Source organism: Sphingobacterium sp. N143, assembly GCF_030325625.1.
GTDB lineage: Bacteria > Bacteroidota > Bacteroidia > Sphingobacteriales > Sphingobacteriaceae > Sphingobacterium.
In genome coordinates this window covers 855405-870356 of record NZ_JACAIS010000001.1, presented here as the reverse complement: position 1 = coordinate 870356, position 14952 = coordinate 855405, and the positions used below count along the sequence as shown (strand labels likewise).

General features: G+C 41.9%; 17 protein-coding genes. 7 read left to right on the top strand and 10 right to left on the bottom strand.

Translation table 11 applies throughout. The annotated features are described in order from the left end of the window. Positions 1-91: 91 nt before the first annotated feature. The gene (locus tag HX021_RS03840; RefSeq protein WP_286588500.1) at positions 92-382 is read right to left on the bottom strand and encodes an HAD domain-containing protein; all 291 of its coding nucleotides are present in this window, start codon (positions 380-382) and stop codon (positions 92-94) included. 125 nt (positions 383-507) lie between these two features. Here HX021_RS03840 and HX021_RS03835 point away from each other — a divergent pair, with 125 nt between their 5' ends. Continuing rightward, a complete protein-coding gene (locus tag HX021_RS03835; RefSeq protein ID WP_286588499.1) occupies positions 508-1095 on the top strand; it encodes a hypothetical protein in 588 nt (195 codons plus the stop codon). Positions 1096-1901: 806 nt separating this feature from the next. Next, the gene (locus HX021_RS03830) at positions 1902-2810 is read left to right on the top strand and encodes an SMP-30/gluconolactonase/LRE family protein (protein WP_286588498.1); all 909 of its coding nucleotides are present in this window, start codon (positions 1902-1904) and stop codon (positions 2808-2810) included. Positions 2811-3021: 211 nt separating this feature from the next. Here the strand turns inward: HX021_RS03830 and HX021_RS03825 are convergent, their stop codons facing one another. The 3 genes from HX021_RS03825 to HX021_RS03815 form a co-directional block, all read right to left on the bottom strand. Then, positions 3022-3579 carry a hypothetical protein gene (locus HX021_RS03825; RefSeq protein ID WP_286588496.1) on the bottom strand — a complete coding sequence of 186 codons (558 nt, stop codon included), beginning with the start codon at positions 3577-3579 and terminating at the stop codon, positions 3022-3024. Between the two features lie 72 nt (positions 3580-3651). Further along, positions 3652-4809: a hypothetical protein gene (locus HX021_RS03820; protein ID WP_286588495.1), complete on the bottom strand. Its 1158-nt coding sequence runs from the start codon at positions 4807-4809 to the stop codon at positions 3652-3654. Positions 4810-5049: 240 nt separating this feature from the next. Beyond that, positions 5050-5280 carry a hypothetical protein gene (locus HX021_RS03815; RefSeq protein WP_286588494.1) on the bottom strand — a complete coding sequence of 77 codons (231 nt, stop codon included), beginning with the start codon at positions 5278-5280 and terminating at the stop codon, positions 5050-5052. 340 nt (positions 5281-5620) lie between these two features. Between HX021_RS03815 and HX021_RS03810 the strand changes: the two genes are divergently transcribed. Beyond that, positions 5621-5941, top strand: coding sequence for a hypothetical protein (locus HX021_RS03810; protein ID WP_286588493.1), 321 nt, complete (start codon positions 5621-5623; stop codon positions 5939-5941). Between the two features lie 61 nt (positions 5942-6002). Here HX021_RS03810 and HX021_RS03805 read toward each other — a convergent pair whose 3' ends face one another. The 3 genes from HX021_RS03805 to HX021_RS03795 form a co-directional block, all read right to left on the bottom strand. Then, the gene (locus tag HX021_RS03805) at positions 6003-8156 is read right to left on the bottom strand and encodes a mechanosensitive ion channel family protein (protein WP_286588491.1); all 2154 of its coding nucleotides are present in this window, start codon (positions 8154-8156) and stop codon (positions 6003-6005) included. An 18-nt stretch (positions 8157-8174) separates the two neighbouring features. Further along, positions 8175-8381, bottom strand: coding sequence for a hypothetical protein (locus HX021_RS03800; protein WP_286588489.1), 207 nt, complete (start codon positions 8379-8381; stop codon positions 8175-8177). Between the two features lie 114 nt (positions 8382-8495). Next, positions 8496-8723: a hypothetical protein gene (locus HX021_RS03795; RefSeq protein WP_286588486.1), complete on the bottom strand. Its 228-nt coding sequence runs from the start codon at positions 8721-8723 to the stop codon at positions 8496-8498. 167 nt (positions 8724-8890) lie between these two features. Here HX021_RS03795 and HX021_RS03790 point away from each other — a divergent pair, with 167 nt between their 5' ends. Both HX021_RS03790 and HX021_RS03785 read left to right on the top strand, forming a co-directional pair. Then, positions 8891-9709, top strand: a complete 819-nt coding sequence (locus HX021_RS03790; RefSeq protein ID WP_286588485.1) for a hypothetical protein — start codon at positions 8891-8893, stop codon at positions 9707-9709. A gap of 2 nt (positions 9710-9711) precedes the next feature. After that, positions 9712-10446: a metallophosphoesterase family protein gene (locus tag HX021_RS03785; protein WP_286588483.1), complete on the top strand. Its 735-nt coding sequence runs from the start codon at positions 9712-9714 to the stop codon at positions 10444-10446. Positions 10447-10590: 144 nt separating this feature from the next. On the opposite strand, the gene HX021_RS03780 is transcribed toward HX021_RS03785, so the two are convergent. Continuing rightward, the gene (locus HX021_RS03780) at positions 10591-10755 is read right to left on the bottom strand and encodes a hypothetical protein (RefSeq protein ID WP_286588480.1); all 165 of its coding nucleotides are present in this window, start codon (positions 10753-10755) and stop codon (positions 10591-10593) included. Between the two features lie 126 nt (positions 10756-10881). On the opposite strand from HX021_RS03780, the gene HX021_RS03775 reads away from it, so the two are divergent. Next, positions 10882-11421 (top strand): type 1 glutamine amidotransferase domain-containing protein, encoded by a 540-nt coding sequence (locus tag HX021_RS03775; RefSeq protein WP_286588478.1) that lies wholly within the window; start codon positions 10882-10884, stop codon positions 11419-11421. Positions 11422-11571: 150 nt separating this feature from the next. Next, the gene (locus tag HX021_RS03770; protein ID WP_286588477.1) at positions 11572-12045 is read left to right on the top strand and encodes an ankyrin repeat domain-containing protein; all 474 of its coding nucleotides are present in this window, start codon (positions 11572-11574) and stop codon (positions 12043-12045) included. A gap of 85 nt (positions 12046-12130) precedes the next feature. Here the strand turns inward: HX021_RS03770 and HX021_RS03765 are convergent, their stop codons facing one another. Together HX021_RS03765 and HX021_RS03760 are read right to left on the bottom strand one after the other, a co-directional pair. Then, positions 12131-14320 (bottom strand): catalase, encoded by a 2190-nt coding sequence (locus HX021_RS03765; protein WP_286588475.1) that lies wholly within the window; start codon positions 14318-14320, stop codon positions 12131-12133. A 16-nt stretch (positions 14321-14336) separates the two neighbouring features. Next, the gene (locus tag HX021_RS03760; protein ID WP_286588473.1) at positions 14337-14885 is read right to left on the bottom strand and encodes a YciE/YciF ferroxidase family protein; all 549 of its coding nucleotides are present in this window, start codon (positions 14883-14885) and stop codon (positions 14337-14339) included. Between the last annotated feature and the right edge of the window lie 67 nt (positions 14886-14952).

Sequence of the window (14952 nt, the reverse complement as noted above, 5' to 3'; positions counted from 1 at the left end):
ACTCTTTGGTATAAACTTTTCTTTCTCTTGACATAAGTCTCTTAAGTTATTAAAATTCTCTTAACTTAATGTCCACTAAAATGTAGCAACTTCAATCCTTCCGTGTAAAGCGATAATTTAAGTGTTGTTGCACATCATCCAACAACGCAAGCGAACCTATTAGAATATCCCTATCAAGAAATATCTTTTTCCATTCTACTATTATATATCTAAAACGGTGCGAGCTAGAAAGGATCACCTGATCTTCCTCTGCAACGAATATATTATTAAATGTCTCTACAGCAGCACTACTGAATACATAGAAGCCATCGGCTGCCTGCTCTACATGTCTATGTGGATTGGCATGTACCATGACACCGTCTATATCTAAAAAGAAAATCATAAGGCACTAAGCTAATAATTAATTTGGCACTTCCACTCCACCCGTTTGCGATTTAATAATAAAAAATATTAGCCATAGATGGATAGTCCAGCCTAATTTTGTAAATTCAACGCATAAGCCATAGCATGAAACAGTTCATAAAACTATTCCACATTTCTACCCTTACTATCCTCGTTGTTGGGTGCAAAGATCCATCGCGCACAAAGACAATGGATTTCGGCCTATTTACGCTTGAAGTTCCTTATAAATGGCAGCAGGTCAAACAAAACGGAATCGACAGTTATGTCGGCGCAATCGCTGTAGACAACACGGATACGCTTTACTTTGATCTGGGCATGTATTCAAATAGTTTGACAGAGCATAACATAGAGGTCATTACGAGACAAATGATGGAGGAAAGCGCAACAGACTCTTCGGACTATATTATTGTAAAAGATATGCCGATACGGGATCTGGATCTCGATGCCGATACGTACAGAAAACAAAATGTATCCTGGGATACCATTGATAACAGAAGAGCCAAAATCGTATTTCCTAGGATATCCGGAAAAGGTACTACTGGGATATACATCGGCAGCCTATGGGGAGAATCTTCAAAAGTCCGATTTAATATCCATGGAGCAGATCTAAAAACGCAAACAGAACAGGATCTTCTCAAAGCGATAAAAACATTGAGGTTCCACAAACGTAGTATAGATAATGAAGAGTATTAACGCTCCCCTATTTGTACATCTCTGTTTTGTGGCTTTTGTATTTATGTGGTACTAACAGATTGTTTCTGCTACCACGTAGAATTCAAAAGATAATCTTGTCCTTAGTAAGCCAAATAGCATAAAAGGAAAGCTTATATTAACAAAATAGCCAGTATTAAACTGGCTACTAATTTGTTTGTATAAAGTTGATTTACCCGACCTGTTTGGACCGGCAAATACTCTTAACCTTTTGGCTCTAGGCATAAAACAATACCTTTTTTTAATTTAACTTTACTCTTTATCCGATCAATTTTTTTAATAATCTGACGACTCCCATCTATGTGTTTTTCAACGATGTATCCGTCCTCGACAACCTGGATGGATAGATCTAATGCCCGTTTAAATGGAAACGAGCACGTTCTATACGCAAATCGATATCTATGGAAGATAATATTGGGATGGAAGCATGATAGATCTATAATCAAAAAATGAGCTGTTAAAATAGAAACCTCATTTTGCTTTAATTTTACCTCTATGCTTTAGACCAAATTTAATTAAAGCTATGGATTTTATATTACGAACAATTAATGTAAAAAGACAGGTTTCTCTCGATAACACATTAAAACATTCATACCAGGCAGTTTTCCTTACCAAAACAACCGATGTCAACAATTGGATGGCTGCCTCCTATTTACCAGGGCTAGAGGTAATATTTTCAGGTCTTTATAAAATTATATATATTGGGCTTGAAATAGAGACTATTTATACTTAAATACTATTCCTTGATTTTTTTGGAAAAACGATAATTTTAGTTAATTACTTTCGCTATGCTGCATTCAATTAATTCCAGCAGGTTTTATCCGGCATTCTTGCTAATATTGCTATTCTCATTAAGGGGCTTAGATGTAAGGGCGCAATTGTTTGATCAGGACAGCCTGAAATTGATATCTCGACAGTTTGCCTTTACAGAAGGACCGGCAGTGGACAAGGACGGGAATATCTATTTTACTGACCAGCCCAATAATAAAATCTGGAAATACAACACGGAAGGTCGTCTTTCTCTTTTTAAAGATTCAGCCGGCCGTGCCAATGGACTGTACTTTAACCGTCGCGGTCAGCTACTTGCCTGCGCAGACGAAAAAAACGAAATTTGGTCAATAAGCAATGAGGGTAAAGTTACCGTCCTGCTGTCAGATCTAGATGGAAAGAAACTGAATGGTCCAAATGATCTTTGGGCAGATAAGAAAGGTGGTATTTACTTTACAGACCCTTACTACCAGCGTAACTACTGGACCAGAAAAAAACCAGAGATAGAAGGGCAGAAAGTTTACTACCTCCCTCCGGGAAAAGATAAAAAGCCAATTGTAGTGGCTGATGATGTAACTAAGCCTAACGGCATTGTAGGATCGCCAGATGGAAAATACCTATATGTAGCGGATAGGGTGCGAAATAAAACTTATAGGTATACCATTGAATCTAACGGTAAGCTCAGCGGACAAAAGGCGATCATCGACCAAGGCTCTGATGGGATGACATTGGACAATCAGGGAAATGTCTACCTTACGGGGAAAGGTGTTTCTATCTATAGTCCGATAGGCGTACTGATAGGACATATTGATGTAAAAGAACCATGGACGTCGAATGTCTGTTTTGGTGGCAAAGATCGAACTGATCTATTTATCACAGCTTCAACAGCAATTTATTGCATCCCCATGCGTGCAAAGGGGGTTGAATAATTACCCTCTAATAATTAACAGGATTTTTTGCTTCAAGCGTTGTGGTGTCTCAGATAATTTTGGTCCCTATCTTTGACAAATTACCTGCTAATAAAGTGCTATACATATTTAATCAAGCTGCCAGATACTGTTTATCCAATGAAAAAACCAGAATTCAGTGTCTTTGAATCTGGTTTTTTATAATTATGATAACAGAAGTAATGATAAGTTACTAGCGAAGAATTAATTTTTCTTTTGGGATTTCACCTCGCTTATACTGCATAAGCTGTTTCAAATAAAATCCAATCCCATGACCATCAAGATATGTCAACTTGGAAAGCGTATCATCTACTTCTTGCTCGTTAAATCTTTTTGTGTCTTTCTCTCCCATTAGCTTCTCTTTAATTTCTCTGTCAATCTTTTGAATCTGTTCTACCGTCACTATCTTTAGGGGGGAAATACGACGAAAACCAAAGTATAATTCACTTACTTTTAAGCTATGTGGATCATAATAGATAGAGACAAAAATTTCCGCTTCTTTATCTATATCATTTAAATTTTTCTCATCAATATGCTTAATTAGAATATCCCTAATTGTATCGATATAGTTTACTTTTAATATATTACCATTAAAAGGAACAACGTGTTTTACACCAAAGTATCGATTGTTTTTATCACCAATTAATGTATATTGTTTTTCTTCGCTTGAATAAAAGGTTTTAATTTCAAAGCATAGATTGCTTGTCAAAATACACGATGCAGTGATAAGTACTTTAAAAATAGTCATCATAAATAACAGTTAAAATTGTTCTCCCTTCGTTGTATTCCGGTTTGACACATATCTCCAGTACTTCATTTCTATCTATTTTTCTGCGGATGGCAGGACCTTAAACTTACCGTCCTGTTGCACAATGTAAGTTTTGATCTCAGAAACAGGGTTCTCCTCGCTAATCCAGTTCCAGTTCGTTACCGTTATTTTGTCTTTTTCTATTTTACTTGTCTTACTGAAGGCAGATTCTGCTATCTCGTCATAGACAACGTCCAGCCTATCGATTATTTGATCTTCTTTACCCAGGGTAATCAAGGTGGTAAACAGCTCGTGCTCGCCGCTTTGATAGGTGAGTACCAGGGAAGTGAAGTTCTTGGAGAAAGGTATGGTGTAGTTCAACCTGAAATTTTTTGCGTCTGTACGTTCGGGATTAAATTTGATCCGTTTCAGAAATCCCTTGTCCGGCATTCCAATCTGTTCAAAATTTTCGAACCTTGTGCTGTCCATTATCGGGAAATGCCTTACGGGAAGCTTTTCCAATACGTGGATTTCAGCTGCGGAGGCCTCTCTGCTTGAGCCTACAGGGGAACCATTTTTGTACAGGTATTTATCGTCTGGCGCTTCGGTATTGAAAATTGTTATACAAGGTTCTTCATCTGCCAGTAGTCGTATGCTATCAGGTTTTCCAAAAAACTGTTCAAATTCAGCAAGCGCAAAAAAACGTTTCACTTTACCGTTGAACCGAATATCTTTTTCCAGCATGACATCCCTTTGTTCATAACCGGCGCCGGGCTTGGCAATTACAGTTTCAGAATCGCATACCCTGAAAAGATCATGCCCCTGAAGAACCGTTTTGTCATACTTTAATTCCAGCGGTCTGTCGGGATCATTGGTGATGTCCATCAGCTTGCCGGTCGGTTTGTAATATTCCAGCCAGCCTACTGTCTGTTCTGTAGACCGTCGTTCCGAAGGGTTTTCGGAAACATCAGAGATGACATATAATTTGATTGTCGCTTTTTCGGATGTTTTGTGTGATATCTTGGCCTGTACTGTCGTTTTGCTGAAATGGTCGAATGCGACTGCGTTGCTGGTTTTTATCAGGTTCGTCAAGATGTCCTTACAGGATACAGATTTGTTTCCTTCGGTTCCGGTTCTATCGACCACCCCGGAATCAGTCTCGGAAGGTTTTCTGTCCGAAGCTCCCTGGCACGAAAAAATGAGGGCTGAAAAAAGAATTAATGTCTTTACCATAATTTGTTATTGGGGCGCCGGCAAACTAAGTGTTATCGGAAAATGAATAATGATCCTTCATCATTTGCTATAGCTAAAGCTATGCCATTTTTTAGACCGGTATTTAACCAAATCGAAATTTCATAATTACTCGATTGATTTTTGAAATCTTCATAATTTCATCGTTTTGTTAAAAAAATAGGCTCAACTAAGTTGAGCCCAATAGCTATTGAATGCTAATTTTCTTTTTTAAGGTCAGCGCTAATCGTGCCCCTCCGTTTTTACAATTTTATTATAGATGCCCAATAATAGAAATGGCGCCGCCCATTGCCCAACGAACAGGGCGGTTTTATCGTGCATCATACATTTTAAAGCGGCCGATACACCCATAGAAAGTAGTGCTGCGCCTAAAAATAGCGTGGAGGGAACTTTAGACGTTTGGTTTTCAATTTTTTTGGTGATTTCACCTTCATTTCCTGTCGTTAATGCCATAATATCTGTCTTTAGTGTTTATTTAAAAAATTTCTAACTCTTTTTGTTTTATTCTTATTCCGTCTGTGAATTCAGATCTGTACCGGCAAGTGCTGTCAAATCTTCATCACCTTGTTCGTTAAATAAACAGAGGCAAAAGTTGATTCGTTCATCCGACAGCCTCGAAATCGCCAAAACACGCATATATACATATAAAAAGTAAAAACACGTGCTGGATGCGATGAAAACGCATTGCATAAAGTGCATGATATTTAAGTAAAAACCGGTTCGGAATGGGTACTAATTCTTCTAACTATATCGGGACTGCACATGTTTATTAGATGAACTTAAACAAAAAAGGATGAATAAAAACCAGCCAGCGCATCAGCAGCGTCAAGGTATACTGCTTGTTGCATTCGCATTAATAAGCCAGGTCGGTCCAGAAGACTTTCCGGCCGATATCCCCGAACGGCCGGAAGAGGAATTACCTGAAAATGAGCCTTACGATGACCCTGAAATTGATCAGGATATTTTAGACCAGGAAGAAGAGATCGATCTGGAAGGACAAGAAGAAGTTTCTGAATTAGATGAGCCAGAAATCGACGAAGAAGCAAATGATGCGGAAGGGATTCCAGTTGAACCGCGAAATCCGCCATCGGATTTAAATGAAACGACGATTTAGGAAACGATGCACAAACGGGCCAGTATTATCTAATACTGACCCGTTTAATGCAGACGCATTTTTATGCAGAAGTAACCTTTGTCTCATATTTAGCTGCTTCAATCTTGACTGCCTCTAAAAATTTGCTTCTAAAAATTTCAATTTGCTGTACATTATGAATACCAACCTGAACCGACAGTATATAGGCATCTGCAGTAATATCTTTTGTATATATCTTTCGGGAAATGCTCGGATCAATTTCATCGAAAGCGGGGATCATGTCCAGAAGCCACTGTTTCCATTCACGTATTGCTCTTGTTGTATTAAAGGTTAATTGTAAATTTAGGCGAATATCCGATTCATCAAACGTCCAGTTCACCAGGCGTCCCGACAGTAAATCGCCGTTGGGAATAATAACCTGAGCCCCCTGATCGGTCAGCAGGGTGCTGGAACGAATGCCGATTTGAAGTACCTGACCTTTTTTATCAGCAAGTTCTACATAATCCCCGACCTTAAATGGCCTTTCAAATACCAGAATAACACCTGACACAAAATTGTTAATGATGTTCTGCAGGCCCAGGCCAATCCCCACACTCAAGGCTCCAATGATTACCGTAAGTTTATCCACGCTCAGTCCAAGAATCCGTATACCAATCAGAAAGCCAGCAATAAAGACAAATACGCGAACCAGCGGCAGTAGAGCTGTTCGACGCTGATTTTTCCCAGAGGTGGATTCGCCCAATAAGTCTTTCAGATTCTTTTGTATCCAGTTTGCCAAGGTAATAACGGCAATGGCGAGTAAAACGTCACCATACGTATACGATATACTACCAATATGGTGGCTGTTATGGAGTACACTGTCTAGCAGGCGGCGGACTTCGCTTGTCAGATGTAAGCTATTCGTCCAGACGATAAGGACTAGAACAACAGCAAAAAGCCCAACAATACGGCTTAAGGCCTGGACCATCTTTGCCTTATCGAAGCGTCGTATAAAACGCTCTTCGGAGGCCCGTTCATAATAATTGACCAGATCATGTGCCAGCATATCCCGGAAAGCCCGTAATGACAAAGCCTGTAAAAGCCCAATTCCTGCGGTAATACTGCATATCCTTGTCAGATTTAGAAAACCAGCAAGGTTAAATACGATGGCCAGCGCAACAACGAAAAGCAATATCCAACGTGTAAAATTAGGCAAGTGATCAAAAGGATGGTCTTTGTCTGTACGTTTTCCCAAAGCCCAAAGCAAACGTAAACCTGCTAAGTTGACAAGCACAGCAATACCCCGTGTTAACCAATCGGTATCCAATATCAGATGAGTCACCAATAGGGCTATATAATAAAGGAAGACTAAGCGCATAAGGCGAACTTTGGTGACCGAAAGCTCAACATGAAGCAGGATATATAAAAAGGTAAATAGTAAAAAATAACTTAATTCGAGAACCAGCACCGGGATACGGAACGAGGTCAAGGGTAGCATCAGGAGAAAAAATACCGCAAATTTCAGTAAGGGAATCCACCAGGGCTGATTGCGGTGAAGTGGTAACTCCTCGCCTACCCCCACGGCACGCCGCCGCATCAGGAATAACCAATATAAATAGGCCAGACTCACCAATACCAGTAGCAACCGCCCATCCCAGCCCGTGCCGTAAAAGAGTATGGATAAGCCATCCTGCTCGAGGTTTTTCAGGATGACTTTATGCAAGCGTGACCAAAATAAGCCAGCATTGGATGACTGGACCACTTGCTCCTCCTGTTTAACTTTAGTGCTGATATCTGTCAAGTCAACAAGCAACTGCTCCGCTTCGGTGGCAAGGTCAACCACGCTATCCTGCAAACTTTTCCAGGAAGATGCCGTTGAATCTGGTGGTATCACTTGCTGCTGTGCAACTTTAATTTTATTCCGCAAGCTTTGCACGGACGGGAGGACACTGGTAATATAGGATTGTACCTGACCCGGAATGGATGGACTATGTTCCTGCCGTTGCCAAGCAAGGATACGTTTAACACTATCCAGTTCGGTGTAATATCGATCCAGCTGTGCCCGCCACTGTTGCACAGCATTCCGTACTGCTGCGAGGGGGCTCTCTGGTAAAGAGTCCCTTAGACTTGTTGAGTCTATAACTGTGCTACTCGAATCAGGAGCCTGTCCGTACAGCAATGCACAAAAGAGGCTCAGGTAGACTAAACTAACCAGCCTTTTAATGGTGTAGTTTGATAAAATTATTCCTGCAGCCATAAGTAGTTTAAGGTTTCGCTATTCAGGTTTTGCGGGGGATGGCTGCCGTTGCAAACTGTCCGTACTGTCCGAAGCAAGCGTATCGCTACCTGCTGGAACAGTCTGCCCATCATCAGGTGTCATGGATGAATCGTAAGAACCATTTGCTTCACTTCCTTTGTTGCTACTATTGTCGCATCCCCATAATCCAAGAAGCAATGCGACTAAAAAAATGATCTTTTTCATATGCAATTGTTTAATTGTAAACTATTTGGATGTTGAACGTTATAGAAAAAGGAAAAGTTCTCCGAACTTCTATTTTGAGTACTTCCTAACAATAACAGGTAGAACTACGTTAATTTATTCTGCCCTCTTTTCCCGATCAAGATTATCCAAAGGAACACCCTGATCTTTCATGACAGTACTGTCCTGAAGTGTATCTGCGGGGCGGCTACGGTGAATATTATCCAGCGGAACACCATGACCCTTCGCTGAGGTATCGGTTACGGTTATATTATCTTCAGCGCTTCTATTTGTTCTGTCGTGACATGCACTAAGCATAAAACCAACACTCAGAACGCTTATCATTAATTTTGATTTTTTCATGTTTAGTTTAATTGTTCGATAAACAAGAGTAAAGCCGTTTAGGATTGAATCCTTTGTCATAAACAGCTCCTTTTGCTTTTATGAGAACCTCTGCAAACATCGAAGCGGTTTGCCTGAGAATGGAAATCAAGTACTTATACCCGAGCTAAATGTGGGGAGTACGTTTTCATGAGCTGAATCCAAACTACTCCGATTTTAAGGCTGTTTTAAATAAAAATGATACTATGATCGATCTTGATAATCCCCCTAAAGAATGCATTACATTCTTTAAGGATACACTACAGCTTCTACATAGCAGCGGCAGCTCTTTTATGGTTGGTGGTGCGCTGGCAATGTTTCATTATACGGGGATTATCCGGCCCACTAAAGATCTCGATATTTTTTGCAAAAGCAGTGCTTATCCGGCTATACTGAAACATTTTGCCGCCAATGGTTACCAGACTGAATTGACCGATGTCCGCTGGCTTGCCAAAATCCACAAAGCACCTTATTTTATTGATATTATATTCGATAGTGTCAATCATAATTGCACGATAGAGCAGGATTGGTACGATCGTGCACCTGAGGGCATCTTATTTGACACACCGGTACGCTACCTTCCGGCAGAAGAACTTGTCTGGTGCAAATTATATGTACAGAATAGAGAACGTCATGATAGTGCTGATATTAATCATCTGTGGCTCCGCTATGGAAAACAATTTGACTGGAATCATTTATTGATGCGCATGGATCAACATTGGCATCTTCTCCTGGCGCAGCTGATCATATTCCAGTTTACTTATCCACATGATTATCGCGATATTATTCCACGGGATCTGTTTGACGAACTGATCAAACGTGCGCAGGAACAGTATGACCTTCCTCCCTGCCTCGAAAAAGTGTGCTTGGGTCCGCTGATTGATCAGACGCAATATCAGATTGATATCAAAGAATGGGACTATAAATCATATACCATCAAAACAGTATAACGATGACAAAGAAAACTACAATCGCAGCAGTTGGCGACATTCATATGAATCAGAGCCAGCATGGAAAATGGAAAACGATATTTGAGGAAGTCTCCCCAAAGGCCAAAGTCCTGCTCTTATGTGGCGATCTGACAGATACGGGAGATGAAGAAGAAGCGGAAATGCTGGTTACGGAACTACAGCACTTAAAAGTTCCGGTGATTGCAGTTTTGGGGAATCACGACTATGAAAAAGGTCGTCAAAAGCAGATTCGTCAGATTCTCACAGATAGCAAGGTCACCGTCCTGGATGGAGAAGCCATTGTTGTAGCGGGAATCGGTTTTGCTGGGGTCAAGGGTTTTGGCGGGGGCTTTGATCGCTATATGCTCTCGATGTTTGGCGAAGATGCGATGAAAAGTTTTGTTCAGGAAGCGGTTAATGAATCCCTCCTATTGGATCGAGCGCTAGCGCGGCTAGAGCAGGAATACACAGACATAAAAAAGGTAGCGTTGCTCCATTACGCTCCCATCGCCGAAACTGTAGTGGGCGAACCCAAAGAGATCTATCCTTTTCTGGGCTCTACGCATTTAATGGAACCTCTTCAACGCCGAAATGTCACAGCCGCATTCCACGGACATGCCCATGCGGGCAAATTTAAAGCACAATCGCCGGCAGGTATTCCTATTTACAATGTGGCCGTTCCTGTTTTGAAGGCGCATCATGGCGATGATACCAGTTTTGCTCTCATCGACATCTAGCGGGCGACAACCCCCGCCTTGATTGAACAGTCCAGACCTTAGCTTATTCCTTGGTGGGCAGGTCATTCCGTTTCAAAATCTGCCAAAGCCAATGGATGACAAGGGAGTTCCGGGAGTTTGGGATGGCCGGGAAAGGCTATAAACTCATCCACACAATCGAAGCGCTCCAGTAGCGACTTCATAATGTGGGAGGCCAATAAAATATAGCGTAGATTCAGGATAATTATACTTTAATGCGGCGATTGCCGGCATTGCACAGAGCAGATCACCCAATTGAAGCGCACGGAAAACAGCTATTTTATGCATCATAGTATGATTTACAAAATGGACAACGTTCAAGGGCAAAGGGTTTTCAGAATTACAGCTTAATTTAAGATTAATCCAAACTTTCCATGAAGGAGAGCCGTTCAGTATAAGAACAAAACATTTCTTTACATGGAAAAATTAAAAGACAAAAAGATCGCTATCCTGGTTGCCGATGGTTTTGAAGAAATCGAATTGAGCAGTCCGAAAGAAGCATTGGAAAATGCCGGTGCCAAAACCCATATTATCTCACCTTCAAAGGATAAGGTTCGCTCAAAAAAAGGCGATGAATGGTCTAACGAATATATTGTCGATGTCCCCCTTCAGGAGGCCGAGGAAAATAAATACGATGCTCTTCTGCTACCCGGTGGTGTCATCAATCCCGATAAACTGCGCACCAACAAAACTGCCATTGCATTGATTAACGCTTTTTGGGAACGTAATAAACCCATTGCTGCTATCTGCCATGGTCCGCAGCTTTTGATCAATGCAGATCTTGTCAGGGACAAGAAAATGACTTCGGTAGAAGCAATTAAAATAGATTTAATCAACGCTGGTGCCAATTGGGAAGATAATGCTGTTGTTGTCGATGCGGAACTGATAACAAGCCGCACGCCGGACGATCTACCTGAATTCAATAAAGCAATTATTAAAGCTTTTGCAAAGGTATAGATCCCTGTTAAAAGAAAATATGCTGGAAGGATAGCAAACCGTTAGGCTTTAACTGTTGTTCTCAAGTAGTACATGTTCCTTCACGATTATACCTTGTAAGGGTAAGCGTTGGGAAATAAAATTGCATAATCACAATAAAACAATTCTCTTATGACACAGATGACAGAAGTTATTATTCATGCTGCCAGACTGGGTAACATTGATGTATTGCAGGAACTTATCCGCCAGAAAGTAGATTTGGATAGTCGTGATACCAAAGGCCACACGCCATTGATTATCGCCTGTTATAATAATCAGCTCGATGCGGCTAAACTATTACTCGAATCGGGTGCCAATGTTGACGCGCAGGATAATGGTGGCAATACCGCTTTGATGGGTGTTGCCTTCAAAGGTTATAAAGATATCGCTGAGATTCTCATCCAACATGGTGCAAATTTAAATCTCCAACATGGCAATGGTGGTACAGCGTTGATGTTTGCGGCCATGTTTGGTCGAAATGATGTGCTAAAACTGTTGCGCGACAAAGGTGCAGACCCAACACTCCTGGATGTCCGCGGGCTTTCTGTTTGCGACCTCGCTGCCCAACAGGGCAATGAAGGTGCGATGGCGATACTGGCAAACTAAAGAAAAGGTTTCATCGGATAAATACAATCTTAACTATAAAAAGCCCGGCATATTACCGGGCTTTTTATAGTGATCGCCACCTTTTCTAAGCCGGTACCTGCCTTGGTTTTTCGCGCTCCCAAAAGCGGTGCTGCGCAATTGCTTTAACAAATTTCTCAGCTAAGTCACTAGCGTCTTTTTCGACAATGACTCCCTCTTCAAGCACAGTTTTCTCTGAAAACTCGTCGGGAAGCTTATCGAAGAAATAGGTAGCTTCCAATACCTGAATTGCATCCGCATCAGCTGCAAGTGCTTTACAATGTCTAAATGCTTCATTCAGAAAATGTACAGCATTTGCCTCTGCTTCCAGAGTCGCCACACTATTTTTTCCACCAGGTACATATACAGCATCATACAGTACGGATGCCCCTGTCAGTAAGCTCTCTTCGACCGGGATTTTCGTGTTATCGGAGGCAGTGATCTCGCCGAGTTTCGGGGCAATAACATGCACTACAGCACCAGCGGCTACAATCGCATCGCTTACCGTTTGCAATGATACAGAATCGACTCCATCTGCGGCAAGTATTGCTACTTTTCGGCTTTGAATGCTATCTTTTATCGTATCTTTCATACTCAATGCAGGTGAAACTTTAACCTTTCCTTTAACTTGTATAGGTTCATAGTCTGCAGCGTCAGCATCAGCCGGTAAGCTGTGATTGATCGGTTTTTCGGGCTCCTGAGGCACCTGTAATCCAAGTGCAAAAGCCACTTCAGCAGCCAGGCCTTTATCCACTAAAGACAAGATACCAATCATACGTTGTCTCACGGCGACAGTTTTTACCTTACCCAATTCGAAACTGAAGGCATCAATAATATGATTTTTCTCGGGTTCTGATTGACTTTGAAAAAACAATCTTGCCTGGCTAAAATGATCCCGGAAACTATCGCTACGTGCGCGCACTTTTCTGGCGTCAATGCGTTCCTGATAGCTCGTAAAGCCTCCATCTGCCTCTTTCACCTGGGCAGGGTCGTTACCACCGAGCGAATTTGGTCCATAGCTGGTTTTACCACGGTCAATCCTTTGGCGCATAAATCCGTCACGTTGGTTGTTGTGTGATGGGCTGATCGGCCGATTAATCGGTATTTCGTGAAAATTGGGACCGCCTAAGCGGATGAGCTGTGTATCGGTATAGGAGAATAACCGCCCCTGCAATAACGGGTCATTGGTGAAATCTATTCCCGGTACGACGTTGCCTATGTGAAAAGCTGCCTGTTCGGTTTCCGCAAAAAAGTTGTCGGGATTACGATTGAGCGTCATTTTACCGATTCGCTGCACGGGGACAAGTTCTTCAGGAATAATTTTGGTGGAATCCAATAGATCAAAATCAAATTTAAACTCATCTGCCTCGGGAACGATCTGCACGCCTAACTCCCATTCGGGGAATGCACCGCTTTCGATAGCATCCCAAAGATCGCGCCGGTGAAAATCAGGGTCCTTACCTGAAATCTTCTGCGCCTCATCCCAAGCGACGGAATGTACCCCCAGAAGCGGTTTCCAATGAAATTTAACAAAGGTGGCTTCTCCCTTCTTATTAATAAATTGAAATGTATGTACGCCAAAACCTTCCATCATCCGGTAGCTGCGTGGAATGGCCCGATCACTCATCAACCACATAATCATATGGGTAGATTCGGGCATTAAGGAAATAAAATCCCAAAAAGTATCATGTGCGGAAGCTGCCTGCGGAATTTCGTTGTCCGGTTCAGGTTTGACGGCATGGACCAGATCCGGAAATTTCATCGCATCCTGAATAAAGAATACCGGCATATTGTTGCCTACCAAATCGAAATTCCCCTCCTGTGTGTAGAATTTGACGGCAAAGCCACGTACATCACGGGCCAAATCTGTGGAGCCTCTGGAACCAGCAACCGTAGAAAAGCGCACAAATACCGGTGTCTCTATTGCTGTATCGTTCAAAAAACCGGCTTTAGTCAGCTCCCCCAGCTGTTTGTACAATTTAAAAACGCCGTGTGCGCCCGATCCCCTCGCGTGTACCACACGTTCGGGGATACGCTCGTGGTCAAAATGGGTAATCTTCTCCCGCAGGATAAAATCTTCCAGCAGTGTCGCTCCACGGTCACCCGCACGTAATGAATTTTGATCGTCGTTGATCTTTACACCCTGATCGGTTGTCATCAATTGGCCGGCCGCATCGGCTATATGCTGATCTAATGATTTTGTTTTTTCGTTTTCAGGCTGTTTGCCCTTTTTTATTTCTATATCTCTCTTTTTCATGTTACTTGATGTGTTATTATTCTTCTGCAGCCGTATAGTTAATTTTATTTTCCGCCACCTCAGTGAGCAGTGCGTCAGCCGTTTGTTCCTCACCGAGTGTCTGCTCAAGTAATGCGGCTACTTGCTGCAGTCCCAGTGTGGCAGCAAGCTGGAGCAAACCGCCATAGCTGGCAATTTCATAATGCTCTACTTTTTGAGAAGCCAAAATAATACCCACGTCCCGCGTTGCTGTCCCAGCCGCAGTACTTTCGATGATGCCCTCCGCTTCTTTGGTCAGTCCTTCCATTGCATCACATTTTTTAGCCAGTGCTTCTTTGCCCAATAGCTTGAATATCTGCTCCAGCCGCGAAACGTGCCCTTCTGTTTCTTTGAGATGATTTTCGATAGCAGTGGCCAACGCAGGTGATGTTGCTGCTTTTATCATTTTTGGCAATGATTTGACGAGATGGTTTTCGGCCCAGTAGAGATCCATTATTTCATCCAAAAAGAGCTCCTGCAACGCCGGCTCAGACTTGGCAGTAGCCTTTGTTTTAAATTTTGGCGTAGTTCCAGTTTCTTGTTTCATAATTCAACGTTTAGAAGAGTAAATAAACTGATGTTACTTCATGAACGGATGCCCGAAATAAATCGTT

Excerpts from the sequence above, each read along its gene's own strand:
- HX021_RS03840 (WP_286588500.1), bottom strand. The coding sequence starts at position 382 with ATGATTTTCTTTTTAGATATAGACGGTGTCATGGTACATGCCAATCCA.
- HX021_RS03835 (WP_286588499.1), top strand. The coding sequence starts at position 508 with ATGAAACAGTTCATAAAACTATTCCACATTTCTACCCTTACTATCCTC.
- HX021_RS03830 (WP_286588498.1), top strand. The coding sequence starts at position 1,902 with ATGCTGCATTCAATTAATTCCAGCAGGTTTTATCCGGCATTCTTGCTA.
- HX021_RS03825 (WP_286588496.1), bottom strand. The coding sequence starts at position 3,579 with ATGATGACTATTTTTAAAGTACTTATCACTGCATCGTGTATTTTGACA.
- HX021_RS03820 (WP_286588495.1), bottom strand. The coding sequence starts at position 4,809 with ATGGTAAAGACATTAATTCTTTTTTCAGCCCTCATTTTTTCGTGCCAG.
- HX021_RS03815 (WP_286588494.1), bottom strand. The coding sequence starts at position 5,280 with ATGGCATTAACGACAGGAAATGAAGGTGAAATCACCAAAAAAATTGAA.
- HX021_RS03810 (WP_286588493.1), top strand. The coding sequence starts at position 5,621 with ATGAATAAAAACCAGCCAGCGCATCAGCAGCGTCAAGGTATACTGCTT.
- HX021_RS03805 (WP_286588491.1), bottom strand. The coding sequence starts at position 8,156 with ATGGCTGCAGGAATAATTTTATCAAACTACACCATTAAAAGGCTGGTT.
- HX021_RS03800 (WP_286588489.1), bottom strand. The coding sequence starts at position 8,381 with ATGAAAAAGATCATTTTTTTAGTCGCATTGCTTCTTGGATTATGGGGA.
- HX021_RS03795 (WP_286588486.1), bottom strand. The coding sequence starts at position 8,723 with ATGATAAGCGTTCTGAGTGTTGGTTTTATGCTTAGTGCATGTCACGAC.
- HX021_RS03790 (WP_286588485.1), top strand. The coding sequence starts at position 8,891 with ATGTGGGGAGTACGTTTTCATGAGCTGAATCCAAACTACTCCGATTTT.
- HX021_RS03785 (WP_286588483.1), top strand. The coding sequence starts at position 9,712 with ATGACAAAGAAAACTACAATCGCAGCAGTTGGCGACATTCATATGAAT.
- HX021_RS03780 (WP_286588480.1), bottom strand. The coding sequence starts at position 10,755 with ATGATGCATAAAATAGCTGTTTTCCGTGCGCTTCAATTGGGTGATCTG.
- HX021_RS03775 (WP_286588478.1), top strand. The coding sequence starts at position 10,882 with ATGGAAAAATTAAAAGACAAAAAGATCGCTATCCTGGTTGCCGATGGT.
- HX021_RS03770 (WP_286588477.1), top strand. The coding sequence starts at position 11,572 with ATGACACAGATGACAGAAGTTATTATTCATGCTGCCAGACTGGGTAAC.
- HX021_RS03765 (WP_286588475.1), bottom strand. The coding sequence starts at position 14,320 with ATGAAAAAGAGAGATATAGAAATAAAAAAGGGCAAACAGCCTGAAAAC.
- HX021_RS03760 (WP_286588473.1), bottom strand. The coding sequence starts at position 14,885 with ATGAAACAAGAAACTGGAACTACGCCAAAATTTAAAACAAAGGCTACT.